General features: G+C 62.1%; 29 protein-coding genes. 24 read left to right on the top strand and 5 right to left on the bottom strand.

What is annotated here, in order from left to right; genetic code table 11:
- Positions 1-299 precede the first annotated feature (299 nt).
- Positions 300-1,526 carry an IS256 family transposase gene (locus tag NKT35_RS19560; protein ID WP_254295807.1) on the top strand — a complete coding sequence of 409 codons (1,227 nt, stop codon included), beginning with the start codon at positions 300-302 and terminating at the stop codon, positions 1,524-1,526.
- Between the two features lie 53 nt (positions 1,527-1,579).
- The gene (locus tag NKT35_RS19555) at positions 1,580-1,723 is read left to right on the top strand and encodes a hypothetical protein (RefSeq protein WP_254296231.1); all 144 of its coding nucleotides are present in this window, start codon (positions 1,580-1,582) and stop codon (positions 1,721-1,723) included.
- Positions 1,724-2,307: 584 nt separating this feature from the next.
- Here NKT35_RS19555 and acnD read toward each other — a convergent pair.
- The 4 genes from acnD to prpB are packed head-to-tail and all read right to left on the bottom strand — an operon-like array spanning position 2,308 to position 7,630.
- Positions 2,308-4,917: a Fe/S-dependent 2-methylisocitrate dehydratase AcnD gene (gene acnD / locus NKT35_RS19550; RefSeq protein ID WP_254296228.1), complete on the bottom strand. Its 2,610-nt coding sequence runs from the start codon at positions 4,915-4,917 to the stop codon at positions 2,308-2,310.
- 13 nt (positions 4,918-4,930) lie between these two features.
- Positions 4,931-5,503 (bottom strand): putative glycolipid-binding domain-containing protein, encoded by a 573-nt coding sequence (locus NKT35_RS19545; RefSeq protein ID WP_254296220.1) that lies wholly within the window; start codon positions 5,501-5,503, stop codon positions 4,931-4,933.
- A gap of 54 nt (positions 5,504-5,557) precedes the next feature.
- The gene (gene prpC / locus NKT35_RS19540; protein WP_254296213.1) at positions 5,558-6,706 is read right to left on the bottom strand and encodes a bifunctional 2-methylcitrate synthase/citrate synthase; all 1,149 of its coding nucleotides are present in this window, start codon (positions 6,704-6,706) and stop codon (positions 5,558-5,560) included.
- Positions 6,707-6,751: 45 nt separating this feature from the next.
- Positions 6,752-7,630, bottom strand: coding sequence for a methylisocitrate lyase (gene prpB, locus NKT35_RS19535; protein WP_254296211.1), 879 nt, complete (start codon positions 7,628-7,630; stop codon positions 6,752-6,754).
- Between the two features lie 241 nt (positions 7,631-7,871).
- Between prpB and rpoE the strand changes: the two genes are divergently transcribed.
- The 18 genes from rpoE to NKT35_RS19445 all read left to right on the top strand — a co-directional run bounded on the left by rpoE (position 7,872) and on the right by NKT35_RS19445 (position 22,206).
- The gene (gene rpoE, locus NKT35_RS19530; protein WP_254296209.1) at positions 7,872-8,471 is read left to right on the top strand and encodes an RNA polymerase sigma factor RpoE; all 600 of its coding nucleotides are present in this window, start codon (positions 7,872-7,874) and stop codon (positions 8,469-8,471) included.
- 2 nt (positions 8,472-8,473) lie between these two features.
- The gene (locus tag NKT35_RS19525; protein WP_254296207.1) at positions 8,474-8,956 is read left to right on the top strand and encodes a sigma-E factor negative regulatory protein; all 483 of its coding nucleotides are present in this window, start codon (positions 8,474-8,476) and stop codon (positions 8,954-8,956) included.
- Entirely contained in the window at positions 8,956-9,915 is a 960-nt protein-coding gene (locus NKT35_RS19520; protein ID WP_254296205.1) for a MucB/RseB C-terminal domain-containing protein, read from the top strand. Before NKT35_RS19525 ends, NKT35_RS19520 begins: the two co-directional genes overlap by 1 nt.
- Positions 9,916-10,130: 215 nt before the next feature.
- A complete protein-coding gene (locus NKT35_RS19515) occupies positions 10,131-11,543 on the top strand; it encodes a DegQ family serine endoprotease (RefSeq protein WP_254296203.1) in 1,413 nt (470 codons plus the stop codon).
- Positions 11,540-11,779 (top strand): glutaredoxin family protein, encoded by a 240-nt coding sequence (locus NKT35_RS19510; RefSeq protein ID WP_254296202.1) that lies wholly within the window; start codon positions 11,540-11,542, stop codon positions 11,777-11,779. Before NKT35_RS19515 ends, NKT35_RS19510 begins: the two co-directional genes overlap by 4 nt.
- A 125-nt stretch (positions 11,780-11,904) precedes the next feature.
- On the top strand, positions 11,905-13,698 hold the full coding sequence (lepA, locus tag NKT35_RS19505; RefSeq protein WP_254296199.1) for a translation elongation factor 4: 1,794 nt from the start codon (positions 11,905-11,907) through the stop codon (positions 13,696-13,698).
- Positions 13,699-14,670 carry a signal peptidase I gene (lepB, locus tag NKT35_RS19500; RefSeq protein ID WP_254296192.1) on the top strand — a complete coding sequence of 324 codons (972 nt, stop codon included), beginning with the start codon at positions 13,699-13,701 and terminating at the stop codon, positions 14,668-14,670. It begins immediately after the preceding gene.
- A 40-nt stretch (positions 14,671-14,710) separates the two neighbouring features.
- Positions 14,711-15,070, top strand: a complete 360-nt coding sequence (locus NKT35_RS19495; RefSeq protein WP_254296190.1) for a DUF4845 domain-containing protein — start codon at positions 14,711-14,713, stop codon at positions 15,068-15,070.
- A 7-nt stretch (positions 15,071-15,077) separates the two neighbouring features.
- Positions 15,078-15,788, top strand: coding sequence for a ribonuclease III (gene rnc, locus NKT35_RS19490; protein WP_371926387.1), 711 nt, complete (start codon positions 15,078-15,080; stop codon positions 15,786-15,788).
- Complete coding sequence (gene era / locus NKT35_RS19485) at positions 15,785-16,675, top strand: GTPase Era (RefSeq protein ID WP_254296188.1); 891 nt, start codon at positions 15,785-15,787, stop codon at positions 16,673-16,675. Before rnc ends, era begins: the two co-directional genes overlap by 4 nt.
- Positions 16,675-16,962, top strand: a complete 288-nt coding sequence (locus tag NKT35_RS19480; protein ID WP_254296186.1) for an antibiotic biosynthesis monooxygenase family protein — start codon at positions 16,675-16,677, stop codon at positions 16,960-16,962. Before era ends, NKT35_RS19480 begins: the two co-directional genes overlap by 1 nt.
- Complete coding sequence (gene recO / locus NKT35_RS19475; protein WP_254296184.1) at positions 16,959-17,696, top strand: DNA repair protein RecO; 738 nt, start codon at positions 16,959-16,961, stop codon at positions 17,694-17,696. Before NKT35_RS19480 ends, recO begins: the two co-directional genes overlap by 4 nt.
- A 24-nt stretch (positions 17,697-17,720) precedes the next feature.
- The gene (gene pdxJ, locus NKT35_RS19470) at positions 17,721-18,452 is read left to right on the top strand and encodes a pyridoxine 5'-phosphate synthase (protein WP_254296182.1); all 732 of its coding nucleotides are present in this window, start codon (positions 17,721-17,723) and stop codon (positions 18,450-18,452) included.
- On the top strand, positions 18,452-18,835 hold the full coding sequence (gene acpS / locus NKT35_RS19465; protein ID WP_254296180.1) for a holo-ACP synthase: 384 nt from the start codon (positions 18,452-18,454) through the stop codon (positions 18,833-18,835). Before pdxJ ends, acpS begins: the two co-directional genes overlap by 1 nt.
- 185 nt (positions 18,836-19,020) lie before the next feature.
- A complete protein-coding gene (nagZ, locus tag NKT35_RS19460) occupies positions 19,021-20,109 on the top strand; it encodes a beta-N-acetylhexosaminidase (protein ID WP_254296178.1) in 1,089 nt (362 codons plus the stop codon).
- Entirely contained in the window at positions 20,109-20,585 is a 477-nt protein-coding gene (locus NKT35_RS19455) for a hypothetical protein (protein ID WP_254296176.1), read from the top strand. Before nagZ ends, NKT35_RS19455 begins: the two co-directional genes overlap by 1 nt.
- Before the next feature lie 59 nt (positions 20,586-20,644).
- Positions 20,645-21,394: a competence/damage-inducible protein A gene (locus tag NKT35_RS19450; protein ID WP_254296174.1), complete on the top strand. Its 750-nt coding sequence runs from the start codon at positions 20,645-20,647 to the stop codon at positions 21,392-21,394.
- Positions 21,395-21,747: 353 nt separating this feature from the next.
- Positions 21,748-22,206, top strand: coding sequence for a GNAT family N-acetyltransferase (locus NKT35_RS19445; RefSeq protein WP_254296172.1), 459 nt, complete (start codon positions 21,748-21,750; stop codon positions 22,204-22,206).
- 100 nt (positions 22,207-22,306) lie between these two features.
- Here NKT35_RS19445 and NKT35_RS19440 read toward each other — a convergent pair whose 3' ends face one another.
- The gene (locus tag NKT35_RS19440; RefSeq protein WP_254296170.1) at positions 22,307-23,059 is read right to left on the bottom strand and encodes an SDR family oxidoreductase; all 753 of its coding nucleotides are present in this window, start codon (positions 23,057-23,059) and stop codon (positions 22,307-22,309) included.
- A 149-nt stretch (positions 23,060-23,208) separates the two neighbouring features.
- On the opposite strand from NKT35_RS19440, the gene NKT35_RS19435 reads away from it, so the two are divergent.
- The 4 genes from NKT35_RS19435 to NKT35_RS19420 all read left to right on the top strand — a co-directional run bounded on the left by NKT35_RS19435 (position 23,209) and on the right by NKT35_RS19420 (position 25,181).
- Positions 23,209-23,511: a winged helix-turn-helix transcriptional regulator gene (locus NKT35_RS19435; protein ID WP_254296169.1), complete on the top strand. Its 303-nt coding sequence runs from the start codon at positions 23,209-23,211 to the stop codon at positions 23,509-23,511.
- Positions 23,512-23,662: 151 nt separating this feature from the next.
- Positions 23,663-23,806 (top strand): hypothetical protein, encoded by a 144-nt coding sequence (locus NKT35_RS19430; RefSeq protein WP_254296167.1) that lies wholly within the window; start codon positions 23,663-23,665, stop codon positions 23,804-23,806.
- Between the two features lie 68 nt (positions 23,807-23,874).
- Complete coding sequence (locus tag NKT35_RS19425) at positions 23,875-24,729, top strand: carcinine hydrolase/isopenicillin-N N-acyltransferase family protein (RefSeq protein ID WP_254296165.1); 855 nt, start codon at positions 23,875-23,877, stop codon at positions 24,727-24,729.
- 95 nt (positions 24,730-24,824) lie between these two features.
- The gene (locus NKT35_RS19420; protein WP_254296163.1) at positions 24,825-25,181 is read left to right on the top strand and encodes a VOC family protein; all 357 of its coding nucleotides are present in this window, start codon (positions 24,825-24,827) and stop codon (positions 25,179-25,181) included.
- Positions 25,182-25,372: the final 191 nt, after the last annotated feature.

Raw genomic sequence — 25,372 nt, 5'->3', positions numbered from 1 at the left:
CAGTATTGAGTAACGGCTGACTTGAGAGTCCAATCCATCATGACGTGGAGATTTCAATGGGGGGTAAAGCGTCAGTTCCTAATCGATAGCAGTGATTGATTGATCGCTTCGGCCGACCTGCAGCCGACCGGGAGAGGACTCCGGCAGGTTGCCGGCCAAAGCGGTCTTTCGATAAGTTGATGGCCTGCGGCGGATTTGTGAAGACCTAGCGCCAAGGCTAATGGGGGCAATGCGGGCGTGTACTGAATTTTGTGTAAACGGACATTTGGCAGGAAACTGCCACCTAGTCTGGAGACACAATGAGCTCAAAGAAACACGACGTACCTGACACACTACTGGACAGCTTGCTGGCCGACTATCAGAAGCCCGAAGACCTCATCGGTGAGAACGGCCTACTCAAGCAACTGACCAAGCTGCTGGTCGAGAAAGCACTGGATGCTGAGATGGCCGCACACCTCGGCCATAGCAAACACGAGCCGGTGCTCAATCCAGCCGGCAACACCCGGAACGGCAAGAGCCGCAAGACCCTCAAGGGCGAGTTCGGCGAATTGCCTATCGAAGTGCCACGAGACCGCCAGGGTACCTTCGAGCCGCAACTCATTCCCAAGCACCAGACCCGCTGGACCGGCTTCGACGACAAAGTCATCTCGCTTTACGCCCGTGGTATGACTGTTCGGGAAATCCAGGCCCATCTGGAAGAGATGTACGGCACCGAGGTCTCGCCCAGCCTGATCTCCTCCATCACCGATTCCGTCACAGAAGAGGTCAAGGCGTGGCAGGCTCGCCCCCTGGACTCGCTCTATCCGATCATCTACCTCGACTGCATCCACGTGAAAGTACGTGAGGGAGCTGTACGTGTGAAAGCCGTCTATCTCGCCATCGGTATTACCCTGGCTGGAGAGAAGGAGGTTCTGGGGATGTGGCTGGCTCAGACGGAAGGAGCCAAGTTTTGGCTTCAGGTCGTGACCGAGCTGCGTAACCGGGGCGTACAGGACATCTTTATCGCCTGCGTCGATGGTCTGAAGGGTTTCCCGGAAGCGATCGAGGCGGTCTTCCCGAAAGCAGCGGTGCAGTTGTGCATCGTGCACATGGTGCGACACAGCCTGAACTACGTGTCGTGGAAGCGGCGTGCTGAAGTAGCCGCCGACCTGAAGCGAATCTACCAATCGGCCACCCTCGACGAAGCTGAGCAGCGGCTAGGTGAGTTTGAGGCCAAGTGGGATGACGAGTATTTGCCAATTGGTCAGTTCTGGCGGCGCAACTGGGCTCGGTTGACGCCATTCTTCGACTACCCGCCGGAGATCAGGAAAGTGATCTACACCACTAATGCCATCGAGTCGGTGAATATGAGTCTGCGAAAGCTGACCAAGAATCGGGGCTCGTTCCCGAGTGATGAGGCATTGCTGAAACTGTTCTATCTGGCGCTAAGGAACATCAGTCAGAAGTGGACCATGCCGATTCGGGATTGGAAGGCAGCGCTGACTCGCTTTACCATTCAGTTCGAGGAACGCATTCCACAGGCGTAACCCAAACCCCGTTTACACAAAAATTCGGACACGCCCGGGGCATGCGGGGGCACATGATCATTTCGGTCAATGACATCCCGGAAATGCGCCAGGCGTTTGATGGACTGACGATTGAAAGAGTGGACATCAACTACAGCGTAGGAGGAGGCGGCCGCAGTAAGGAGAGGAAGGGCGAGCTGATCATCCGTAACTGGTGAAGAGCCGTAAGAGACAACGAAGGGGCCGCGAGGCCCCTTGAAATGCAATTCTGTTGCAGATGCTGCAAAATAGATGAAACCAATTTATCGCGCAAAAAGGCGCTCAATTTTCGCGCCGCGCTTCACTTTGGCGAAGTCCTGCTGGCGCATCCCCCTCTCCCCAACCCCTCTCCCGCAAGGGGAGAGGGGCTATCGCGTTGCTGATGTCATGGTTTGCCGCGGCGGTGATATGCCACGTCCGCCAATATTGTCAGCAATCAAGCAGGAGTTGCGCTTGAGCCTGTTCTTAAGCGCGTTAAGCTATTTGCCAGTCAAGCCAGTCAAGCCAGTCAAGCCAGTCAAGCCAGTCAAGCCAGTCAAGCCAGTCAAGCCAGTCAAGCCAGTCAAGCCAGTCAAGCCAGTCAAGCCAGTCAAGCCAGTCAAGCCAGTCAAGCCAGTCAAGCCAGTCAAGCCAGTCAAGCCAGTCAAGCAGCCAAGCATTCCATCGGTAAGATTGGCGGCGATGTAGCCGCCAAGCCAGCATTAAAACGTAGCCGAAGAGTCACCCCTCGCCCCTTGCGGGAGAGGGGCAGGGGGAGAGGGGGTCAGCCTTTCACCCCCTCCAAGAAGTCCTGCGCGAAGCGCTGCAGCACGCCGCCGGCCTCGTAGATCGACACCTCTTCCGCGGTATCCAGCCTACAGGTCACCGGCACCTGCACTGTCTCGCCGTTGCGGCGATGGATCACCAGGGTCAGGTCGGCGCGAGGCTGGCGTTGGCCGATCACGTCGTAGGTCTCGGTGCCATCCAGCTGCAAAGTCTTGCGGTTGACGCTGGGCTTGAATTCCAGCGGCAGCACGCCCATGCCGATCAAATTGGTGCGGTGGATGCGCTCGAAACCTTCGGCGACGATGGCCTCCACGCCGGCCAGGCGCACGCCCTTGGCCGCCCAGTCGCGCGAGCTGCCCTGGCCGTAGTCGGCGCCGGCGACGATGATCAGCGGCTGCTTGCGGCCCATATAGGTTTCGATGGCTTCCCACATTCGCATCAGCTTGCCTTCAGGCTCCACTCGCGCCAGCGAGCCCTTCTTCACCTCGCCGTCCACCACGGCCATCTCGTTCACCAGTTGCGGGTTGGCGAAGGTGGCGCGCTGCGCGGTCAGGTGGTCGCCGCGGTGGGTGGCGTAGGAGTTGAAGTCCTCCTCCGGCAGGCCCATCTTGGCCAGGTATTCGCCGGCGGCGGAGCTAGCCAGTATGGCGTTGGATGGCGACAGGTGGTCGGTGGTGATGTTGTCCGGCAGCAGCGCCAGCGGGCGCATGCCCTTGAGCGTGCGTTCGCCGGCCAGGGCACCTTCCCAGTACGGCGGGCGGCGGATATAGGTGCTCTGCGGCCGCCAGGCGTACAGCGGGCTGGCCTTGGCGGCGCTGTCGCGGTGGATGGCGAACATAGGCTCGTAAACCTGGCGGAACTGCTCCGGTTTCACCGATTGCTTCAGCACCGCGTCGATTTCCGCGTCGTCCGGCCAGATGTCCTGCAGGCGGATTTCCTTGCCGTCCACCACTGCCAGCACGTCTTTTTCGATGTCGAAGCGCATGGTGCCGGCGATGGCGTAGGCGATCACCAGCGGCGGCGAAGCGAGGAAGGCTTGCTTGGCGTAGGGGTGGATGCGGCCGTCGAAATTGCGGTTGCCGGACAGCACCGCCGTCGCGTACAGGTCGCGGTCTATGATTTCCTGCTGGATCTTCGGGTCCAGCGCGCCGGACATGCCGTTGCAAGTGGTGCAGGCGAAGGCGACGAGGCCGAAGCCCAGCTGTTCCAGCTCGGACAGCAGGCCGGCTTGCTTCAGATACAGCTCAACCGCCTTCGAACCCGGCGCCAGCGAGGATTTCACCCACGGCTTGCGCACCAGGCCCAGCCGGTTGGCGTTGCGCGCCAACAGGCCGGCGGCGATCACATTGCGCGGGTTGCTGGTGTTGGTGCAACTGGTGATGGCGGCGATGATCACCGCGCCGTCCGGCAGCAGGCCTTGCGCCTCTTGCTCGCGCGCCTGGGCCAGGTTGGCCGCGATGCCGCGTTCGGCCAAGGCCGACACCGGCAGCCGCTTGTGCGGGTTGGACGGGCCGGCCAGATTGCGGACGACGCTGGACAGATCGAACTGCAGCACGCGCTCGTATTCGGCGGTTTGCAAGCTGTCCGCCCACAGGCCGGCGGTCTTGGCGTAGGTCTCCACCAGTTTGACCTGCTCGTCGCTGCGGCCGGTCAGCTTCAGGTAGTCGATGGTCTGTTGGTCGATGAAGAACAGCGCGGCGGTGGCGCCGTACTCCGGCGCCATATTGGAGATGGTGGCGCGGTCGCCCAGCGTCAGCGCCGCCGCGCCTGCGCCGTAGAATTCCAGATAAGCGCCGACGACTTTTTGCTGGCGCAGGAATTCGGTCAGCGCCAGCACCACGTCGGTGGCGGTGATGCCGGCGGCCGGCTTGCCGGAGAGCTCCACGCCGACGATGTCCGGCAGCCGCATCCACGAGGCGCGGCCCAGCATCACGTTTTCCGCCTCCAGGCCGCCGACGCCGACGGCGATCACGCCCAGCGCGTCCACGTGCGGCGTGTGGCTGTCGGTGCCGACGCAGGTGTCGGGGTAGGCCACGCCCTTATCGTTGTGGATCACTGGCGACATTTTCTCCAGGTTGATCTGGTGCATGATGCCGTTGCCGGCCGGGATCACGTCCACATTGTCGAAGGCGGACTTGGTCCAGTCGATGAAGTGGAAGCGGTCTTCGTTGCGGCGGTCTTCGATGGCGCGGTTCTTCTCGAAAGCCTGCGGGTCGAAACCGCCGCACTCCACCGCCAGCGAGTGGTCGACGATCAGTTGCACCGGCACCACCGGATTGACCTGGGCCGGGTCGCCTCCCTGGTCGGCGATGGCGTCGCGCAGGCCGGCCAGGTCCACCAGCGCGGTCTGGCCCAGAATGTCGTGGCAGACCACCCGCGCCGGGAACCAGGGGAAGTCGCGCTCGCGCTTGCGGTGGACGATCTGCTCCAGGCATTCGGTCAGGGCGGCCTGCTCGCAGCGGCGGACCAGGTTTTCGGCGTGGATGCGGCCGGTGTAGGGCAGCTTGTCCCAGGCGCCGGGCTGGATGGCCTCCACGGCTGCGCGGGCGTCGAAATAGTCTAGCCCGGTGCCGGGCAGGGCGGTGCGGTATTGGCGGTTCATGGGCATCTCTCGGCCAGCCTCAGCTGGCGGCATGGCCGCCGCTGGGCAGCCGTTGCAGGAAATCGCTGTAATGAATGGTGAAGCCTTGCTCGTCCACCAGGATGTCGGCTGCGAAGCCGGGCGAGGCGTAATGGTAGCGGCGCAGGCCGTTCTGGTCCGGCAGCCGCGTATAGCGTTGCGGGCAGACGGTGGGTGTCAGCGTGGGCAGGCGCACGAACAGCATCGCCAGCTCCACGCTGTCGCCCACGCCCAGCTTCAGCCGGCGGATGGGAAAGGCGTTGGTCAGGCCGCAGGCTTGCAAGTCCAGTTCCTGGCAGGCGTCCCAGGCGGGTTGAGCCATGCCGTTGATCAGCCAGCGGCCGCTTTCGGTGTGTTGCAGCGTCAATTGCTTGGCTTCCGGGGCGGACAGGTCGATGTGGGCGTGGCTGAGCCGGCCATGATGGTCCAGTTGCATGCGGTAGCGCAGGCTGGCGCCGCTGTCCGTGTGCAACAGGCTGCCGCTGGCCGACAGGGCCAGGTCCGCGCCGGTTTCAAGCTCCACTTGCTCCAGCCCCGGGCAGTCCAGGCGCTGCCAATACAAGGTTTGCTTCATTTACTGCTCCGGTGTTGCCGGCGCGGCCGTGAGCCGCGCCGTTTGCTGCTAGGTTCAGCGTTTTTCCAGCGGGATGTAGGCCTGGTCTTCCGGGCCGGTGTAGTTGGCCGAGGGGCGGATGATCTTGCCGTCCTGGCGTTGCTCGATCACGTGGGCGCTCCAGCCGCTGGTGCGCGAGATGACGAACAGCGGCGTGAACATGGCGGTGGGCACGCCCATGGCGTTGTAGCTGACGGCGGAGAACCAATCGAGATTGGGGAACATCTTTTTGACGTCCCACATCACCGATTCCAGACGTTCGGCGATGTCGAACATTTTCATGTCATGGTTCAGCCTGGACAGCTCGCGCGCCACTTCTTTGATCACTTTGTTGCGCGGGTCTGAAATCGTGTAGACCGGGTGGCCGAAGCCGATCACCACTTCCTTGCGCTCCACGCGGGCGCGGATATCGGCTTCGGCTTCGTCCGGCGTTTCGTAGCGTTGCTGGATCTCGAAGGCCACCTCGTTGGCGCCGCCGTGCTTGGGGCCGCGCAGCGCGCCGATGGCGCCGGTGATGGCGCTGTGCATGTCGGAGCCGGTGCCGGCGATGACGCGGGCGGCGAAGGTGGAGGCGTTGAACTCGTGCTCGGCGTACAGGTTCAGCGAAGTGTGCATCGCGCGCACCCATTCGGCCGGCGGCTTGGCGCCGTGCAGCAGGTGCAGGAAGTGGCCGCCTATGCTGTCGTCGTCGGTTTCGACATCGATGCGCTTGCCGTTATGGCTGTAGTGGTACCAGTAGAGCAGGATGGAGCCGAAGGAGGCCATCAGGCGGTCGGCGATGTCGCGCGCGCCGGCCAGATTGTGGTCGTTTTTTTCCGGCAAGGCGCAGCCCAGGGCGGAGGCGCCGCTGCGCATCACGTCCATCGGGTGGGCGCTGGCCGGCAGCGCTTCCAGCACGGCCTTGACCGATGCCGGCAAGCCGCGCAGCGATTTCAGCTTTTTCTTGTAACCGGACAGTTCCGCCTGATTCGGCAGCTTGCCGTGCACCAGCAAATAGGCCACCTCTTCGAATTCGGCCTTGTCGGCCAAGTCCAGAATGTCGTAGCCGCGGTAGTGCAAGTCGTTGCCGCTGCGGCCTACAGTGCACAGCGCGGTGTTGCCGGCGGCGACGCCGGACAGGGCAACGGATTTCTTGGGTTTGCCGGTGAGTACCACTTCAGTCATGCCACTTCTCCTTGTGTAAGACTTGACTGCCGCTTGGCGCGTTTTTTATTGTTTGCCGGCGGCGAATAGCGCATCCAGTTTTTGTTCGAATGCGTGATAGCCCAGGTGTTCGTACAATTCGGCTCGGGTCTGCATCTTGTCCACCACGGCTTGCTGGCTGCCGTCGCGGCGGATCGCGCCGTACACGTCCAGCGCGGCCTTGCTCATGGCGCGGAAGGCGGACAGCGGATACAGCACCAGGTTGACGCCGTTGGCGCCCAGTTGTTCGGCGCTGTACAGCGGGGTGTCGCCGAACTCTGTGATATTGGCCAGCACGGGAACCTTGGCCGCTTCAGCGAAGCGCCGGTACATGGATAAGTCGGTCATCGCCTCGGGGAAGATCATGTCCGCGCCCGCCTCTACGCAAGCGGCCGCGCGTTCGAGGGCGGCATCCAGTCCTTCTACCGCCAGCGCGTCGGTGCGCGCCATGATGACGAAGCTGGCGTCGCGGCGGGCGTCGACGGCGGCCTTGATGCGATCGACCATTTCCTCTTGGGATACGATGGCCTTGTTGGGGCGATGGCCGCAGCGTTTTTGCTGGACTTGATCTTCGATATGCACGGCGGCGACGCCGGCTTTTTCCAGGCTGCGCACCGCGCGGGCGATGTTGAAAGCGCCGCCCCAGCCGGTATCGATGTCCACCAGGAGCGGCAGATCGGTCACATCGGTGATGCGGCGCGCGTCTATCAATACGTCTTCCAGCGTGGTGATGCCCAGGTCCGGGATGCCGCAGGAAGAGGCGGCCACGCCGCCGCCAGACAGATAGAGCGCCTTGAAGCCGGCGTGCTCGGCCAGCTTGGCGGCGTAGGCATTGATCGCGCCGACGACCTGAAGGGGTTTTTCATTGACGACAGCCTGGCGGAAACGGTGGCCTGCGGTGCTCATCGGGTGCTCCTGACGGGAATTGGGATGTGCTTGTCATTCAAGCAAGTGCTTGGTTGGAGTGTAAAGGCTCTAGAAAAGGCTGGCAATAGTTGACGGATGGATGTTCAAGTTTGGCTCAGACAATGATATGTTTCGCATCGTCCTCGCCAGATGGGAACTCAAGGCAAAAGCTGTGGTCTAGATCACAGTCCACGTAACGACCACATACAACAGTGGGCAAACCAGGGAGCATAACAGCGACATGAGTGATCGGGATATCGATCAACAGTTGGTGGAACGTGCCCAGCGAGGTGAAAAAAGAGCTTTCGATCTGCTTGTTGCCAAGTATCAGCGACGTCTCGCCAGGCTGCTGTCGCGGTTCATCCGCGATGGCTCGGACATCGAGGATGTGACGCAAGAAGCGTTTATCAAAGCGTATCGCGCCTTGCCGTCGTTCCGCGGAGAAAGCGCGTTTTACACGTGGCTGTACAGGATAGGCATCAATACCGCCAAGAATTTCCTCAGCTCCTCCGGACGTCGTCCGGTGGTGAACAGCGAGATCGAGGACGAGGATGGCGAGAGTTTCGACATGGCGTCGCAAATTCCCGACCTGAACACGCCCGAAACCGAGCTGATGAACAAGGAAATTCTGGCGACGGTCAATGCCGCCGTGGAAGCTTTGCCGGAGGAGCTGCGCACCGCCATTTCCCTGCGGGAGATGGAGGGGCTGTCCTACGATGAAATTGCCGCGGTGATGGATTGTCCGATAGGCACCGTGCGTTCGCGGATTTTCCGGGCGCGCGAGGCGATTGCTGCTGAGCTGCGGCCTTTGCTGGACACGGCCAAAAACAGAAGGTGGTAAGTATGAAAGAAACAATTTCCGCGCTGATAGACGGCGAACTGGAAGGCCCGGAAGCGGACAAGGCCATCAAAGCCATCGCCGAGGACGAAGGTCTGGACGAGGCCTGGGGAAGCTATCATCTGATCGGCGACGCCATGCGCGCCAATCGACTGGCCTCCATCGATGTGCGCGCCCGCGTGGCAGAGCGTCTGGCTGCGGAACCGACCGTGCTCGCGCCGCGCCGCTGGGTGCGTCCGCGCAAGGTGCGCGCCGCCAGCGCTGTGGCTTTGGCCGCCAGCGTCAGCTTCGCCGCCGTGGTGGGTTGGCAGCAACTGAGCCATCGCAACGCGGCGATGTCGCCGATAGCCGATCGCGGCGTGCCGGTGCAGTTGGCCGCTCAGCCGGCGATGGCGGATCAAGACGATCCTTACGTGCTGGCGCATCAGGAAGTGACCGCCGATCAAAGCGTGATGCGTGTGTCTTATGGAAACGGAGCTCGCCACTGATGCGTGTAGTTCCTCTGATTGGCGTCATGATGTTGGGGGCCGGCGCGGCGGCTCATGCGGAAGATGATGTCCAGCTGCTGCGCAATGTCGGCAATGCCGGCCTGCAGCAGCAGTTGGACGGCACCTATCTGCACCAGATGAACGGCATGCTGGAGACTTTCCGCATCGTTCGGCAAGGGCAGGGCGACAATGTGCGCGAGAAGCGCACCTCGCTGGACGGCCCTTCGCGCGAAGTGGTGCGGCAGGGCAATGAGTTGACCTGTTACGCGTCAGACAAGCGCGCGCTGATGGCTTGCCGGATCAGTGCCATGCGCTTGTTCCCGGCGATGCTGCCGGACGACGTGGAGGACATCTCCCGCTCCTATGTCCTCAAGCGCACCGGTCATGACCGCGTGGCGCAGCGCGATTGCCAGTGGCTGGATCTGCAGCCGCGCGATCAGCAGCGCTACACGCTGCGGCTGTGCATCGAGCCCACCAGCTATCTGCCCTTGAAGGCCATCACCCTTACGCCGCGCGGCGATGCGGTGGAGCAGTTCACCTTCACCAATGTGGAGCTGGTCGGGGCCAAGGACAAGAAAGCGTACAAGCCGCGGCTGGCTCAGAAGATGCCGATAGGCCAGGGCCGCATGATGGGCGCGGGCGCGGACGAAGCGGCGCAAAGCGATGTGACCGGTTTGCCGCAAGGCTTCCGTCTATTGCGTTCGGCGCAGCGCGTCCTGCCCGGCGCCGGCAACAAGCAAGTTCGGAACATGGTGCTGTCCGATGGCCTGGTGATGCTGTCCGTCTTCGCAGAGCCGGCGCCGTCCGACAATGCCAAGCTGGAACGCGCGGGCAATCTGCATGGCGCCATCAATATGGCGACCAGTTATCAAAACGATGTGCGCTTGACGGCGGTGGGCGATCTGCCCCCGACGGCCTTGATCGCCTTGCTTAAGGGCATGCACATCAAGGGTGATTAAGCTTGTCCGATTCCCGGCGGCTTCGGTTTCCATGCGCGGCCGCCGGGAGCGTTCAGCCCAAGAGGGCGGCGCCTGGTCGCCGCCGGCTTGGTCTGGGTGGCGGTCTGCGCCGCAAAGGAGTTGCCAAGGAGCCTGCAGAGGTTTCCAAGGTCTGTTTCAGCCGTCGGCGTCCGCCGGCGCATAAGTCCAAACATATCTGAATAGATGGAGCGCACATGTCGGTGAAAAAACTGCTCGTTTCCGCAATGCTGTCAGCATTTGTACTCTCTGCTCAGCTTCCAGCCGCCATGGCGGCGGATTTGCCGGATTTCGCCCAGATCGTCGATGCCGAAGGTAAGGCGGTGGTCAATATCAGCACCACGTCCACGGTCAAGGAAGACACGGCCGATGTGCCGGACGGCATGCAGGGCGATCCTTTCTTTGAGTTCTTCCGCCGTTTCGCGCCGCCGCAGCAGCGCGAGCATCAGGAAAGCTCGCTGGGCTCGGGTTTCATCATTTCCGCCGACGGCTATGTGCTGACCAACGCGCACGTGGTGGCGCGCGCCGATACGATCACCGTCAAACTGAACGACAAGCGCGAGTTCAAAGCCAAGGTGATAGGCTCGGACGCCCGTTCCGATGTGGCGCTGCTGAAGATAGAGGCCAAGAGCCTGCCGGTGGTGCGCTTGGGCGATCCGAAAAAGCTGAAAGTCGGCCAGTGGGTGTTGGCGATAGGCTCGCCGTTCGGCTTCGAAAGCACGGCCACCTCCGGCATCGTGTCCGGCAAGAATCGCCGCCTGCCTGACGAAGGCTCGGTGCAGTTCATTCAGACTGACGCGGCGGTGAATCCGGGCAACTCCGGCGGCCCGCTGTTCAACCTGAGCGGCGAAGTCGTCGGCATCAACTCGCAGATTTACAGCCGCTCCGGCGGCTTCATGGGCATCTCCTTCGCCATTCCCATCGATACCGCCATGAATGTGGCGGATCAGCTGAAGGCGAATGGCAAGGTGACGCGCAGCCGCATCGGCGTGGTGGTGCAGGAGTTGAGCAAGGAGTTGGCGTCCTCTTTCGGCCTGTCCAAGCCCAATGGCGCGCTGATCAATGCGCTGGATCCCAAGGGCCCGGCGCAGAAGGCAGGTCTGAAGGCGGGCGACATCATCCTGAATGTGGATGGCCAGCCGGTTGAGAATGGCGGCGATTTGCAGCGTCTGATCGGCGACATGCCGCCGGGCAAGGCTTTGGCGCTGGATGTCTGGCGCGCCCGCGCCCAGGTGCGCGTCAATGTGGTGCCGGAGGAGTTGAAGGAAGAAGATCCGCGCATCGCGCAGCGCGAATACCGCAAGCCGGGCGAGGGCGGCGAGCAAAGCCTGGCGCAGATCGGCCTGCGTTTGCAGGAGCTGAATCCCGCCCAGCTCAAGCGCGCCGGCATCGACTACGGCCTGCTGGTGCGCGCCGCCAATGGCGTGGCCCTGCGCGCCGGCATCCAGCCGGGGGACATCATCGTCGGGGTCGGCAGCGATCCGCTGAAGAGCTTCGCCCAGCTGAAGGCCGCGCTGGAAAAAGCCAAGAAGGGCGACTCGGTGGCCTTGCAGGTGATGCGCCAGGGCGTGGTACAGTTCCTGCCTTTGAACCCGGACGACGGCAAGTGAAACTGACTTTGTATTTCCGCGAGTATTGCAGCCTGTGCCATCAGATGCTGGCCGAACTCGCGCCGTGGCGCGAACGTCATGGCTTCGAGCTGCAAGTGGTGGACGTGGACGCCGATCCGGCGCTGGAGGCTCGCTTCAACGAGCTGGTGCCGGTATTGATGGATGGCGAAACCGAAATCTGCCATTGGCGCCTGGATGCGTCGAAGTTGGCTGCACACTTGGGCGAAATCGGCTAAAATCCGCGCCAGTGTGAGTAGAACCGGGGGCACGGCTAGCGTGCCCCCGCTTGCTGATCGGCGCCGGCCGCCCGCTTCAGCAGCCTCGGGCACGCGTGCGTGCCCTTATCTTTTGCTGGATACCGATGAAAAACATTCGAAATTTCTCGATCATTGCCCATATCGACCACGGCAAATCGACTTTGGCCGACCGCTTCATTCAGTTTTGCGGCGGCTTGGAACTGCGCGAGATGAGCGCCCAGGTGCTCGACTCGATGGACATCGAAAAAGAGCGCGGCATCACCATCAAGGCGCAAACCGCCGCGCTGCAATACAAGGCCCGCGACGGCCAGGTGTACAACCTGAACCTGATCGACACCCCGGGACACGTGGACTTCAGCTATGAAGTGTCGCGCTCGCTGTCCGCCTGCGAAGGCGCGCTGCTGGTGGTGGACGCCTCGCAAGGCGTGGAAGCGCAAACAGTCGCCAACTGCTACACCGCCATCGAGCTGGGCGTGGAAGTGGTGCCGGTGCTGAACAAGATCGACCTGCCGGCCGCCGATCCGGAACGCATCTCGCAAGAGATCGAAGACATCATCGGCATCGAGGCCGTTGAAGCGGTGCGCGCGTCCGCCAAGGCCGGCATCGGCATCGAAGACATCCTGGAAGAGGTGGTCAACAAGATCCCCCCGCCGCAAGGCAATCCGGACGGCCCGCTGAAGGCGCTGATCGTCGACTCCTGGTTCGACAACTATGTCGGCGTGGTGATGCTGGTGCGCGTGATCGACGGCTCCTTGAAGCCCAAGGACAAGATCAAATTCATGGCCACCGGCGCCGAGCACCTGTGCGAACAGGTGGGCGTGTTCACGCCCAAGTCGGTGCAGAAGCCGAGCCTGAATGCGGGCGAAGTGGGCTTTGTCATCGCCGGCATCAAGGAACTGAAGTCCGCCAAAGTGGGCGACACCATCACGCTGATGAGCAACCCGGCCGTCGATGCGCTGCCGGGCTTCAAGGACGTGCAGTCTCAGGTGTTCGCCGGCCTGTACCCGGTGGAAAGCCACGATTACGAAGCGCTGCGCGACGCGCTGGAAAAACTGCAGCTGAACGACGCCTCGCTGAAGTTCGAACCGGAAGTGTCGCAGGCCTTGGGCTTCGGCTTCCGCTGCGGCTTCCTCGGCCTCTTGCACCTGGAAATCGTGCAGGAGCGCCTGGAGCGCGAATTCGACATGGACCTGATCACCACCGCGCCGACGGTGAACTACGAAGTGGTGATGAAGGACGGCACGGTGGAAGTGGTGTCCAACCCGTCGCGGATGCCGGAAGCCGGCAAGTACGACGAGCTGCGCGAACCCATCATCACCTCCACCATCCTGGTGCCGCAGGACTATGTCGGCTCGGTGATGACCCTGTGCAACCAGAAGCGCGGCGTGCAGCGCAATATGCAGTACATGGGCCGCCAAGTGATGCTGACCTACGATCTGCCGATGAACGAAGTGGTGATGGACTTCTTCGACAAGCTCAAGTCCACTAGCCGCGGCTATGCCTCGCTGGACTACGAATTCAAGGAGTTCCAGAGCGCCGACCTGGTCAAGCTGGATGTGCTGGTCAACGGCGAAAAGGTCGACGCCTTGAGCCTGATCGTGCACCGCGCCTCCAGCATCTATCGCGGACGCGAACTGGTGTCCAAGATGCGCGAGCTGATCCCGCGCCAAATGTTCGACATCGCGGTGCAGGCGGCCATCGGCGGCCACATCATCGCCCGCGAAACGGTGAAGGCGCTGCGCAAGAACGTGCTGGCCAAGTGCTACGGCGGCGACATCACCCGTAAGAAAAAGCTGCTGGAAAAGCAAAAAGCCGGCAAGAAGCGCATGAAACAGGTGGGCAATGTGGAAATTCCGCAGGAAGCCTTCCTCGCCATTCTTCAAGTAGGGGACAAATAAGTGGGTTCCAACCTGTTCTGGGTATTCGTGGCCGCCGCCGTGATCGGCGCGGTGCTGGTGCTGGTGGGCGGCAAGAAACAGCCGGGCGACAAAGACTGGCCGCAGTCGGTGCAATGGGGCTATCTGGCCCTGGTGATCGGCGGCTTCGGCCTGTTGTCCGACTTCATGAGCTTTACCGCCGTGATGCTGGTCTTCGTGCTGATCACCGGCGCAGTGTGGGCGCTGGATAAATGGCTGCTGGCCAGGAAGCGCGCCGCCACGGGCGCCCAGGCAGGCCACTTCGTCGATTATTCCCGCGGCTTCTTCCCGGTGATTTTCGTCGTCTTCGTGCTGCGCTCCTTCCTGGTGGAGCCGTTCCAGATCCCGTCCAGCTCGATGCGGCCGGGCCTGGTGGTCGGCGATTTCATCCTGGTCAACAAGTTCACCTATGGCATCCGCGTGCCGGTGCTGAACAATGTGCTGGTGCCGGTGAACCAGGTGCAGCATGGCGATGTGGTGGTGTTCAACTATCCGCCCAATCCCAAGGTCAATTACATCAAGCGCGTGATCGGCCTGCCGGGCGACACCGTGGAGTATCGCAACAAGCGCCTGACGGTGAACGGCAAGCCGCTGACCGATGTCCAGGACGGCACTTACGATTACCTGGAGCAGGGCCTGATGCAGATCACGGCCAATCGCTACAAGGAAAGCCAGAGCGGCAAGAACTACCATGTGCTGAACAACCCCGGCACGCCGGTGGTGGCCTTGAGCCAGGTGCAGGATTTCGCCTATCGCGACAATTGCCGTTATGATGACGATGGCTTCACTTGCAAAGTGCCGCAGGGCCATTACTTCATGATGGGCGACAACCGCGACAACAGCTCCGACGGCCGCTACTGGGGCTTTGTCGACGACAAGCTGATGGTGGGCAAAGCCTTCATGATCTGGATGAACTTCAGCGACTTGTCGCGCATCGGCAGCAAAGTCCAATAAGCAAAACTTGGCCGGCAACCGGCCTGAGCGGGAGCGATGAATGAAACGACAACAAGGCATGTCCCTGGCGGCGGTTCTGATGTTTCTGGTTCTGGTCGGTTTCGCCGTCCTGGCGATCTTCAAGATCGCGCCGGTCTATTCCGAATTCGGGGATGTGCGCAACACGCTCAAAGGCTTGGCGATTGAAACCAATGTCGGCGAGCACACCTTGCGGCAAGAGTTCGATCAGCGCGCCAGCGTGGCGGGCATCATTTCCATCAAGGGCGAGAACCTGACGGTGATCGCCGGCAACGGCAGCAATTACCTGCGCGCTCAGTACAAGCGCGAAGTGCCCTTGTTCGGCAACGTCAGTCTGCTATTCAATTTCGACACCGAGGCAGGCCAGCCGTCTGCCCAGTAACCTTATCGTGACCCAAATCGACAACCGATTCCGGCGCCTGTCCCAGGCGCTGGACTATGCATTTCAAAAGCCGGAACTGCTGCGGCAGGCCTTGACCCATCGCAGCTATAGCAGCACCAACAACGAGCGTTTCGAGTTCGTCGGCGACAGCATCCTCAATTACACCGTGGCCCGCATGCTGTTCGATCAGTTTCCGCAGCTGACCGAGGGCGAGCTGTCGCGGCTGCGCGCCAATCTGGTCAATCAGAACACGCTGGCGGAAATCGCCCATGAGCTGAAACTGGGCGACTATCTCTACCTGGGCGAGGGCGAGCTCAAGAGCGGCGGCTTCAATCGGCCGTCCATCCTGGCCGACGCGGTGGAGGCGACCTTCGCCGCGGTCAGCTTCGATTCCGACTTCGCCGCCGCCGAGCAAGTGGTGCGCCGCTTGTATAATCAGCGAGTGGCCACCATCGACACCACGCGCCAGGCCAAGGACGCGAAAACCCGCTTGCAGGAAGCGCTGCAAGCGCGCAAGCTGGCCTTGCCGAAATACCGCATTTTGTCGCAAAGCGGCGAAGCGCACGAACAATCGTTCAAGGTGGAATGCGATCTGGGCGAACTGGCCCTGATTTCCACAGGCGACGGCGGCAGCCGCCGCGCCGCCGAGCAGCAGGCAGCCGAAGCGGCGTTGGTCCTGCTGGAACAGAAACTCGCAGCAAGCAAGAAAAGATCATGACCGATACACCATTCCACTGCGGCTTCGTCGCCATCGTCGGCCGCCCCAATGTGGGCAAATCCACGCTGATGAACCACCTGATCGGCCAGAAGATCAGCATCACCTCCAAGAAATCGCAAACCACGCGCCACCGCGTCACTGGCATCCATACCGAAGACGCGGCGCAGTTTGTCTTCGTCGATACGCCTGGTTTCCAGACCTATCACAAAGGCGCGCTCAACGAGGCGCTGAACAAGAGCGTGAAAGATTCGCTCGGCAGCGTGGACTGCGTGCTGTTCCTGCTGGAAGCGATGCGTTTCACCGCCGCCGACAAGGAAGTGATGGCGCTACTGCCCAAGAAGACCCCGGTCATCCTGGTGGTGAACAAGCTGGACAAGGCCAAGGACAAGCTGACGCTGCAGGCCTTCATCGACGAAGTGACCGCCGAATTCGAATTCGCCGGCGTCGAAGTGGTCAGCGCCAAGCATGGCCAGCGGCTGGCCGAGCTGCTGGATCAGGTGCGCCCGCATCTGCCGGAATCGATGCCGCTCTACCCTGAGGACATGATCACCGACAAGAACGAACGCTTCCTGGCCGCTGAAATCGTCCGCGAAAAGCTGTTCCGCTACCTGGGCGAAGAGCTGCCGTACGAAATGAACGTGGAAGTGGAAATGTTCGAGATGGACGGCGCGCTGCGCCGCATCCATATCGCGGTGCTGGTGGACAAGGAGCATCAGAAGCCCATCGTGATCGGCCGCGCCGGCGAGAAGCTGAAAAAGATCTCCACCGAGGCGCGCCTGGACATGGAAAAGCTGTTCGACGGCAAAGTATTCCTGCAAGTCTGGGTGAAGGTGAAGTCCGGCTGGGCCGATGACGTCCGCTTCCTGCGCGAGTTCGGCCTGGACTGATGAAACCGCTGGACTCAGGTTTGGCCCAGCCTTGCTGGGCCGTGAAGCTGGAGGCGCCCACTCCGGCGCTGGCCGCCTTGTCGGTGTGCGCTTTGCGCCTGGCGTCGGCCCAACCCGGTTGCCTGGGAGGCGACGCTGTCGAGCAGCTCAGCTTCTGGGACAGCGTGGACGCCATCGCCGCCTGGCGCGACCGGGTGGAGCAGCTGGTGCGCCAGCGCCTGGGGCGCGGGGCCGGCGAGTTCGAGTTCACCGTCAGCCACCGCCTGCCCGAGGGCGCTTGCGCATGAGCCAGCCGGGCCGGGTGGACAAGCAGCCGGGTTATATTCTGCATACCCAGCCGCATCGCGAGACCAGCCTGCTGCTGGAAGTGTTGACGCGTGATCATGGCCGTTTCAGCCTGGTGGCGCGCAGCGCGCGCCGGCCGCGCTCCGATTTGCGCGGCGTGTTGCTGCCGTTTCAGCCGCTGACACTGTCCTGGTTCGGCAAAAGCGAGCTGCGCACGCTGCATGCGGCCGATTGGGACGGCGGGGTGCGGGCCTTGTCCGGCTTGCCGCTGGTTTGCGGCTTTTATTTGAATGAATTGATGATGAAGCTCACGGCGCGGGACGATCCCGAACCGCGGGCTTTTTCCGTTTATGACCGGGCGGTGCGCGACCTGTCGCGCGGCGTGCCTTTGTCCGCCGCCTTGCGCCGCTATGAATTGAAGCTGTCGCAGGTGCTGGGCTATGCGCCGGCGCTGAACCGGGACGGGCAGGGCGACGCCATCGACCCGCAGCGGCATTATCTGTGCAGAGACGCGGCGCAGCCGGAGCCGGACGACTATCCGGACCAGATGCTGAATGGCCGGGCGACCCGCATGTCCGGCGAGGCGCTGCTGGCCATCCATGAAGATGATTTCAGCCTGCCGGCCACGCGCGGGCAGGCGCGGCAGCTGAGCCGGGTTTGGTTGTCCGCGCTATTGGGCGACGAGCCTTTGGCTTCGCGCCAATTATTGCAGGCCATCCAGTCCTTGTCGGACTGAAGGCGAGAACAAAAGGGGATGAAAATGATTTTATTGGGCGTAAACATCGATCACGTCGCCACCCTGCGCCAGGCGCGCGGCACCCGTTACCCCAGCCCGGTGGAAGCCGCCCTGGTGGCCGAATCCAGCGGCGCCGACCTGATCACGCTGCATCTGCGCGAAGACCGCCGCCACATCCAGGACGCCGATGTGAAGGCCATGCGTCCGGTGCTGAAAACCCGCATGAATCTGGAAATGGCGATGACGCCGGAAATGCTGGCTCACGCGCTGGAAGTGGCGCCGGAAGACGTCTGCCTGGTGCCGGAAAAGCGCGAGGAAGTGACCACCGAAGGTGGTCTGGACGTGCGCGGCCATTACGCGGATGTCAGCCACTATACCGCCAAGCTGACCGAGGCCGGCATTCGCGTGTCCATCTTCATCGATCCGGACCGCGAGCAAATCCAGAAAGCCTACCAGGCCGGCGCGCGCGTGATCGAGCTGCATACCGGCGCTTACGCCGACGCGCCGCATGCCCAGGAGCGCGAGGCTGAGCTGACCCGCATCCGCGAGGCGGCTGAGTTCGGCGCCAGCCTGGGCATGGTGGTCAACGCCGGCCACGGTTTGAACTATCACAACGTCAAGCCCATCGCCGCCATTCCGCAGATCGCCGAGCTGAACATCGGCCACGCCATCGTCGCCCACGCGCTGTTTGTCGGCTTCCCGCAGGCGGTGCGCGAAATGAAGGCGCTGATGATAGAAGGCCGCCAGGGGCTGTAATGATTTACGGCATAGGCAGCGATCTGGTCGAAATCGAACGCATGGCCGCGCTGCACCAGCGCTGGGGCGTCAAGGCCGGGCGGCGGATTCTGACCGTGGCCGAGCAGGCCGAGTTTGAAAATCATGCCGACCCCACGCGTTTCCTGGCCAAGCGCTTCGCAGTCAAAGAGGCTTTCGCCAAGGCGCTGGGAACCGGCGTGGTCGAACCCGCCTTGCTGACCGCTATTGGCGTGGCTCACGATGAACTTGGCAAGCCTTTGCTGGTCTTGTCCGAAGCGCTGGCCGATTTTGTCGCCGCGCGCGGCGTGAGCCGCATGCATGTGACGATCAGCGACGAGCGTGGCCACGCGCTGGCCTTTGTCGTATTGGAATCCGCATCGTAGGGCGGAAGCCCGCTACGCGGGCGTTCCGCCGTGTCTGGCGCCGACATCAGCGTGTTCCGCCATGCCAGGCGTTCGCATGGGGCGCTCGCAGTGTCAGCCATTGGCGCTAAGACGCATCGCCAATTCGTTGTTATATGGTCTGTCTGTTCGGCAGACCGTCCGTCTCAATGGTCGAGGATAAACCCATGGCCCACAATACTTTGAATCTTCCCCGCGGCCCGGTAATGGTGGACATAGCCGGCTTCGCGCTGACCGAGCAGGAGCGCGCGCGGCTGTCGCACCCGCTGGTGGGCGGCATCATCCTGTTCCGCCGCAATTTCCAGAATGTAGAACAACTGCGCGCGCTGACTGCGGAAATCCGAGCCTTGCGCAGCCCGCATCTATTGATCGCCGTCGATCATGAGGGCGGACGGGTGCAGCGCTTCCTCGACGGCTTCACCCGCCTGCCGCCGATGAATGTGCTGGGCGAGCTGTGGGACCAGAATCAGGACGAAGCGCGCAAGCTGGCCGAAACGGTGGGCTATGTGCTGGCAGCCGAGTTGTCGGCCTGCGGCATCGATCTGTCCTTCACCCCGGTGCTGGATCTGGACTGGGAGCGCTGCGCCGTGATCGGCAACCGTTCCTTCCACCGCGATCCGGAAGCGGTGGCGGAGCTGGCCGAAGCTTTGCAGCAAGGCCTGGGCCGCGGCGGCATGATGAGCTGCGGCAAGCACTATCCCGGCCATGGCTACGTGGAAGGCGACAGCCACCACCTGATGCCGCAAGACGACAGAGCGCTGGCCGATATCGAGCGCGACGATCTGGTGCCGTTCGCGCGCCTGGCCGAGGCTGGCATGGGCGCGGTGATGCCGGCCCATGTGCTGTATCCGGCGGTGGACAGCCAGCCGGCGGGTTTCTCCAAGGTGTGGTTGACCGATATTCTGCGCGGCCAGCTGGGTTTTGACGGCGTGATTTTCTCCGATGCTTTGGACATGGCGGGCGCGGCGGGCGCGGGCACCTATGTGCAGCGCGCCGACGCGGCGCTGGCGGCCGGCTGCGACATGGTGCTGGTCTGCAATCAGCCGGAAGAGGCGGACATCATGCTGGCCGGCCTGGTGCCGCCGCTGCAGCCCAAACTGGCGGAGCGGCTGGAGCGGATGGCGGGCAAAAGCCGCGCCGAGGATTGGCAGCAACAGATCGCCACGCCGGATTTCGCCGCCGCGCAGGCTGTGGTCAAACAGTTGGCCATGCCCAAGGATGCGCTGACCGGTCCGCAGGTGGGCGAGGCGCATTGATGCTGCCCGCCAGCCTGGCCGAGCTGGACGCCATCCGCGAGCAATGCCGCGCCATGGTGAACGGCCGCGCGGCGCTGTCGGCCGGAGCCTCGGCCTTGCCTGCGCCTGGCGTGGACGTGGCTGCCGACGTGGCCATCCTGCTGCAGTTGATCCCCGCCATCAATCAGCGCTTCGGCGTGGCGCCGGAACAGATCGCCGCTTACGACGCGGCGCGCAAGCAACTGCTGTATCAACTGATTCGCCGCGCCGGCAGCGCCTTGCTGGGCATGGAGGTGACGCGCAGCTTGCTTGCGGCTTTGGTCAAGCGCGCCGCGGGGCGCTGGGCCGGCAAGCAGGCGCTGAAGCTGGTGCCGGTGCTGGGCTGGGCCGCCAATGCCGCCATCGGCTTCGCCGCCATGCGCTATGTCGGCAACAGCCATATCGATGATTGCTACGCCGTCTGCCGGCGCATGCTGGAGCGGGGCGGCGAAAACTGAGGGCGGAGTGTGGGCAAGTTCGAATTTGCGCGCTTCGCGATGGATTCAGGGGAGAGGGTATGCAAACGGGCGCATTGATCATCGGCGACGAGCTGCTGTCCGGCAAACGCCAGGACAAACATATGCAGGCCTTGATCCGCATCCTGGCCGCGCGCGGCATGAAGTTGGCCTGGGCGGAGTATTTGGGAGATGATCCCGGCCGCATCGAAGCCGCCTTGCGCCGGGCTTTCGCCAGCGGCGACCTGGTGTTCAGCTTCGGCGGCATCGGCGCCACGCCTGACGACCACACCCGCGCCTGCGCGGCGCGGGCGCTGGGGCTGTCCTTGGAGTTGCATCCGGAAGCCAAGGTGTTGCTGGAGAGCCGCTTCGGCGACGAGGCTTACCCGCACCGCATCCAGATGGGCCATTTTCCGCAAGGTTCGGCCATCATTCCCAATCCGGTCAATCAGGTGCCAGGCTTCTCGCATGGCCATGTTCACTTTGTGCCCGGTTTTCCCAGCATGGCCTGGCCGATGATCGAGTGGGCGCTGGATACGCGTTACCGCCAGTTGTTCAATGATCAGCCGGACATCGAGAAAGCCTGCATTGCGATAAATGCCAGGGAGGGCGACTTGATCGGCCTGATGCAGGACTTCACTCATCGCTATCCCTCGCTCAAGTTGTCCAGCCTGCCCAGTTTCGGCAATGACGCCATTCCCCAGATGCATATCGAGTTTGGCTTTGCCGGTCAGCCGGACTTGGTGGAAATCGCGATGAGCGAATGGCGCAAGGCGCTGATGGACCGAGCTTACGAGTTGCGGGAAAAATAGCAGGCTGATAATCGATAGGTTTGCGGCCAGAATGGCATTGAATGAATGTCGTATATTCATCCACCCCCGCGAAATCCGGCGACGGATGCGCGGGGTTTGCTTTTGTCGGCATATCGGGGGTGTGGGTGTGGAGATAGCGCAATGGAAACGACAGTTCATGGAATGGGAGCGCAATTTCTGGCGGCGAGAGACCGATGGCGTGTGGCGGGTGGTGTTCCATCAAGGAACGGGCCTGGAAGGCTGATGGCTAGCCATGGATGACGTCGTTGTAGGCGCTGTTGTGATATATTCTTATTTAAATCGACCTTAAGTCGATTTTTTATTGTTCTTTAAATTGTTCTTTGGGAGAAGTCATGACTGCTGTGAGCTATCGAACCGCGAGTCCGGAAGATATCGCCGCCTGCATTGTTATCCGGGGCCAGACCCGTGAAAACGCCGTTTCAGAAGCCCGCTTGAATGAAGTGGGCATCACGCGGGAAAGCTGGGCGCAAAGCGTGCGCTCGGGAGCGTTGCCCGGGGTGGTGGCCGAGTCGGCCGGCGAGATTGTCGGCTATTGCTTTGGCGAGATCGCAAGCGGCGAAATAGTCGTGCTGGCCTTGCTGCCGCAAGCTGAGGGTTTGGGCGTCGGCAAGACGCTGCTGGGGCAAGTCATGGCGGTATTGCGCCAGCAGGGCCATAGCCGTTTGTTCCTGGGCTGCAATAGCGACCCCGCCGTGCGCTCGCATGGTTTTTATCGCCACCTTGGCTGGACCGCCACCGGAGAAACGGATGGTTTCGGCGACGAGGTGCTGGAATATCATTTCCTGAATTAAGCAGGGGTAGTCGATAAGGCGGGCGGCAGCAGAGCTTGCCCGCCCATTCAAGAACAGCCTATGTCCAGCAGACTGTTAGCCTGGCGCGGAGTGCCGGCGCTTACAGCGTGCCGGTGCCGCCATCCATCAGCATGCCGCTGCCAAGCATGAATTGGGACTCATCCGAAGCCAGGAAAACAGCGGCTTGCGCCAGTTCTTCCGGCCGACCCAGTCTGCCAAGCGGCACCAGGCTGCGGACCGCGTCTTTCAAGCGCGCCTCTTGTTCACCGTTTAGCCCGGTTTTGCCGAAGGCGGGCGTCTCCGTCGGTCCCGGCGTCAGGCAGTTGACGCGGATGCCGCGCGTCAGCCATTCGCCGGACAGCGAACGCGCCAAGGACATCAAGCCTGCTTTGCTGGCGACGTACACGCTGCTGTCCGGCAAGCCTATATTCACGCCGGTCGAGCCGCACAGGATCACCGAACTGGGCTTGGCCAGCATGGGCAGCAAGGCTTGCAGCAAGAAAAACGGTCCTTTGAGATTGGTCGACATCACCCGGTCGAAATCCGCCTCGCGCCAGCGTTCTACCGGCTGGTGAGTGACATCCCCCGCATTGATGTAAACCGCATCCAGCCGATCCCAGCCCGCATCGCGCAACTGGGCCGGTAACTTGACTTGATCCTTAACTTTTCCTGCATCGCTTTGAACGATCAGCAGCCTGGGGCCCAGCGCTTCTTTCGCGGCTTCCAACGATTCCTGGCTGCGGCCGGTGATGGCGACATGAGCGCCTTCGGCCAGGAAGGCGCGTGCGGTGGCCAGGCCAATGCCGCTGGTTCCGCCGGTGATGAGGGTATGCTTTCCTTGCAGCCTATTCATATTGACTTTCCGTGTGTGTAATGAGGAAATGCAATGTATGACATTCAGTATTTTTAAGGTAGTAGGTACCATTTGCATACTGTTGGAAAAACACGATGAGAGAAGATAGCCATCCAATACCGCCGACGAATGCAATTTCGGATTGCCCCATGCTGCAGTTCGTCGGCTTGATATCCGGGAAATGGGCGGTGCCGGTGCTGTATAGGCTGATCATGCAGGGCGGTCCGATCCGCTTTAACGAGTTGCAGAGGGCGATAGGCAGCATCACGCAAAAAGAACTGACCAAGCAGCTGCGCTTGCTGGAACGACGCGGCTTGCTGAGCCGCGAGGTGTATCCGGAAATGCCGCCGCGGGTGGAGTATCAGATCACCCCCTTGGGCGCGACGCTGGGCGCCCCCTTGCAAAGCCTGGCCGACTGGATGCGGCGGCATGGGGCAGCGCTGGGCGCATGAGCGGCAGGCCAAGGAGATGAGGCGACAGGGCTGTGGTTTGCATCCGGCAAAGCTGGTTTTCCGAATATCAGCGCGAATGACGAATATCTGTGTCTGACGGGCGAATTTGTCACGGAACAGGTTTAACGTTTGCGTTGGAGCGGGCCTGCGGGTGTCTGATATGCAGGGCGCGGTTGGTCGAATGGGTGGCCTGGAGCGCATCGGGCAAGCCATTGAGGTTCAAGCCAATCTGAAGCCGGAGATGCGGCTGCGGGATGCGGACATCCGCCTGGCGTCGTTGGCGGAATATGGCTGAGCCTATGCGGTCCATTACTGGAAGCGAGCCGCTTGCCAAGGGCGAGTTGGGATAATGGGAGGCGAGGGATGCGAATAGTAAAGCTCGTGTTGGCTGCAGGCGTGGCGATTGTGTTGTCAGGCGCGCCGCAAGCCTGCACCTTGTGGGGCGCAAGCGGCGACGCGTCGGAGGACGGCACCTTGCTGGCCAAGAATCGCGATTGGCGGCCGGATCATGTCCAGTCTCTGCGTTTGCGCCATCCTGGCCACGGTTTTGCCTACTTGGGGCTGTATGCCGACAATGGCAGCGCGCCGGGCCTCAAGGCCGGCGTCAATGAGCGGGGTCTGGCCTTGGTCGGCGCATCGGCCAGCAGCTTGCCGCGGGACCTGAGGTTGGCCGACAGCAGCAAGCATGCCGTGCTGGCGCAACTGCTGAGGGAGTTTGCCTCCTTGGATCAGGTGGAGGCGGGGGCGGGCAAGGTGTTCTCCCAATCCCGGCCGATGTTTCTGCTGATGGCCGATGCCACAGGCTTGATGCAGGTTGAGGTGGGCCAGCATGGCCGCTATCGGCTGACGCGGCAAAGCAATGGCACGCTGGCGCATACCAATCATTACTTTGACGCCAGCCTGTTGGACATCGCGCAACAGACAGGGGAAAGCAGCCGGGTGCGTTTAGGGCGCATTCAAAGCCTGCTCGCGCAAAATCAGACGCATACGCTGCGGGAGTTCGAGGCGCTGAGTCAGGATAGGCATGATGGCGCGGACAATAGCCTGTGGCGCAACGGCAAAGAATACACGCTGGCTGCTTGGCAGATGGCTTTGCCTAAGAATCAGCCGCCCAAGCTGCATTTGGTGTTGGCCAATCCGGGCCAGCGGCAGGAAACGGCGGATTATCTCTTGGACGCGGCTTTTTGGGCTAAGCCGGAAGGCGTGTTGCTGCCGTAAGAGCGCTGTATTTTATATTATGCCAATACTATATTTGTGCGGCATGCTTGCCCGCAGCGGCAGGCCGGACACTGAAAGCCAACAAGGGGATTTCGATGCGCATCCGCAGCGTGTATCTGAAAGTGCTGGATATGGAAGCCGAGCGGGCATTCTGGCAAGCCTTTCTGCTTAGCGAGCCAAGCAAGAGCGGCAGCCATTGGAGCGAGTTCGCGCTGGATGGCGCGAGGCTGGGCTTGTTGCTCAATGATTTCGGCGAGAAGATTGCCGGCAGCGGCGCCGTGCCGGTGTTCGAGTTCGAGGCGGGCGACTTGCCGTCGGCCATCGCCAGAGCCCAGTCGGCCGGCGCCTTGGTGGTGCTGGATGGACTGGATAATCCTCAAATGAACTCCATCGTATTGTCTACGCCCGGCGGCCATGAGTTCGAATTGTGCAATTGCCGATTGCATGACTGAGCCCCCGCGCTGTTTGGCGTGGCGCTGCAGCCGCGGCTGAGGACAGCGGGGCGGCCGGGTCAAGTTTGGCTCTGGCTTGGGTCGATCTGCCTCTGCGTGTTTCATGCGCGGCGCCCGGAGCGCTTGTCCTCATCGCCTCCCCCTTGCCGGTTGCTGGTCTAGGCTGAATTGTTGCTGATCAGGCTGTGAAT

This window comes from Chromobacterium sp. IIBBL 290-4 (assembly GCF_024207115.1).
Classification (GTDB): domain Bacteria; phylum Pseudomonadota; class Gammaproteobacteria; order Burkholderiales; family Chromobacteriaceae; genus Chromobacterium.
The sequence above is the reverse complement of the archived record's forward strand: the minus strand, read 5'-3'. Positions and strand labels throughout refer to the sequence as shown.

Coding starts and splice junctions, on each gene's coding strand:
- nagZ (WP_254296178.1), top strand. CDS start 19,021: ATGGCCCACAATACTTTGAATCTTCCCCGCGGCCCGGTAATGGTGGAC.
- acpS (WP_254296180.1), top strand. CDS start 18,452: ATGATTTACGGCATAGGCAGCGATCTGGTCGAAATCGAACGCATGGCC.
- NKT35_RS19525 (WP_254296207.1), top strand. CDS start 8,474: ATGAAAGAAACAATTTCCGCGCTGATAGACGGCGAACTGGAAGGCCCG.
- NKT35_RS19545 (WP_254296220.1), bottom strand. CDS start 5,503: ATGAAGCAAACCTTGTATTGGCAGCGCCTGGACTGCCCGGGGCTGGAG.
- prpC (WP_254296213.1), bottom strand. CDS start 6,706: ATGACTGAAGTGGTACTCACCGGCAAACCCAAGAAATCCGTTGCCCTG.
- NKT35_RS19420 (WP_254296163.1), top strand. CDS start 24,825: ATGCGCATCCGCAGCGTGTATCTGAAAGTGCTGGATATGGAAGCCGAG.
- NKT35_RS19445 (WP_254296172.1), top strand. CDS start 21,748: ATGACTGCTGTGAGCTATCGAACCGCGAGTCCGGAAGATATCGCCGCC.
- recO (WP_254296184.1), top strand. CDS start 16,959: ATGAGCCAGCCGGGCCGGGTGGACAAGCAGCCGGGTTATATTCTGCAT.
- NKT35_RS19440 (WP_254296170.1), bottom strand. CDS start 23,059: ATGAATAGGCTGCAAGGAAAGCATACCCTCATCACCGGCGGAACCAGC.
- lepA (WP_254296199.1), top strand. CDS start 11,905: ATGAAAAACATTCGAAATTTCTCGATCATTGCCCATATCGACCACGGC.
- NKT35_RS19515 (WP_254296203.1), top strand. CDS start 10,131: ATGTCGGTGAAAAAACTGCTCGTTTCCGCAATGCTGTCAGCATTTGTA.
- NKT35_RS19495 (WP_254296190.1), top strand. CDS start 14,711: ATGAAACGACAACAAGGCATGTCCCTGGCGGCGGTTCTGATGTTTCTG.
- prpB (WP_254296211.1), bottom strand. CDS start 7,630: ATGAGCACCGCAGGCCACCGTTTCCGCCAGGCTGTCGTCAATGAAAAA.
- era (WP_254296188.1), top strand. CDS start 15,785: ATGACCGATACACCATTCCACTGCGGCTTCGTCGCCATCGTCGGCCGC.
- NKT35_RS19425 (WP_254296165.1), top strand. CDS start 23,875: ATGCGAATAGTAAAGCTCGTGTTGGCTGCAGGCGTGGCGATTGTGTTG.
- rpoE (WP_254296209.1), top strand. CDS start 7,872: ATGAGTGATCGGGATATCGATCAACAGTTGGTGGAACGTGCCCAGCGA.
- NKT35_RS19455 (WP_254296176.1), top strand. CDS start 20,109: ATGCTGCCCGCCAGCCTGGCCGAGCTGGACGCCATCCGCGAGCAATGC.
- NKT35_RS19480 (WP_254296186.1), top strand. CDS start 16,675: ATGAAACCGCTGGACTCAGGTTTGGCCCAGCCTTGCTGGGCCGTGAAG.
- acnD (WP_254296228.1), bottom strand. CDS start 4,917: ATGCCCATGAACCGCCAATACCGCACCGCCCTGCCCGGCACCGGGCTA.
- NKT35_RS19560 (WP_254295807.1), top strand. CDS start 300: ATGAGCTCAAAGAAACACGACGTACCTGACACACTACTGGACAGCTTG.
- NKT35_RS19450 (WP_254296174.1), top strand. CDS start 20,645: ATGCAAACGGGCGCATTGATCATCGGCGACGAGCTGCTGTCCGGCAAA.
- NKT35_RS19435 (WP_254296169.1), top strand. CDS start 23,209: ATGCTGCAGTTCGTCGGCTTGATATCCGGGAAATGGGCGGTGCCGGTG.
- NKT35_RS19520 (WP_254296205.1), top strand. CDS start 8,956: ATGCGTGTAGTTCCTCTGATTGGCGTCATGATGTTGGGGGCCGGCGCG.
- pdxJ (WP_254296182.1), top strand. CDS start 17,721: ATGATTTTATTGGGCGTAAACATCGATCACGTCGCCACCCTGCGCCAG.
- NKT35_RS19555 (WP_254296231.1), top strand. CDS start 1,580: ATGATCATTTCGGTCAATGACATCCCGGAAATGCGCCAGGCGTTTGAT.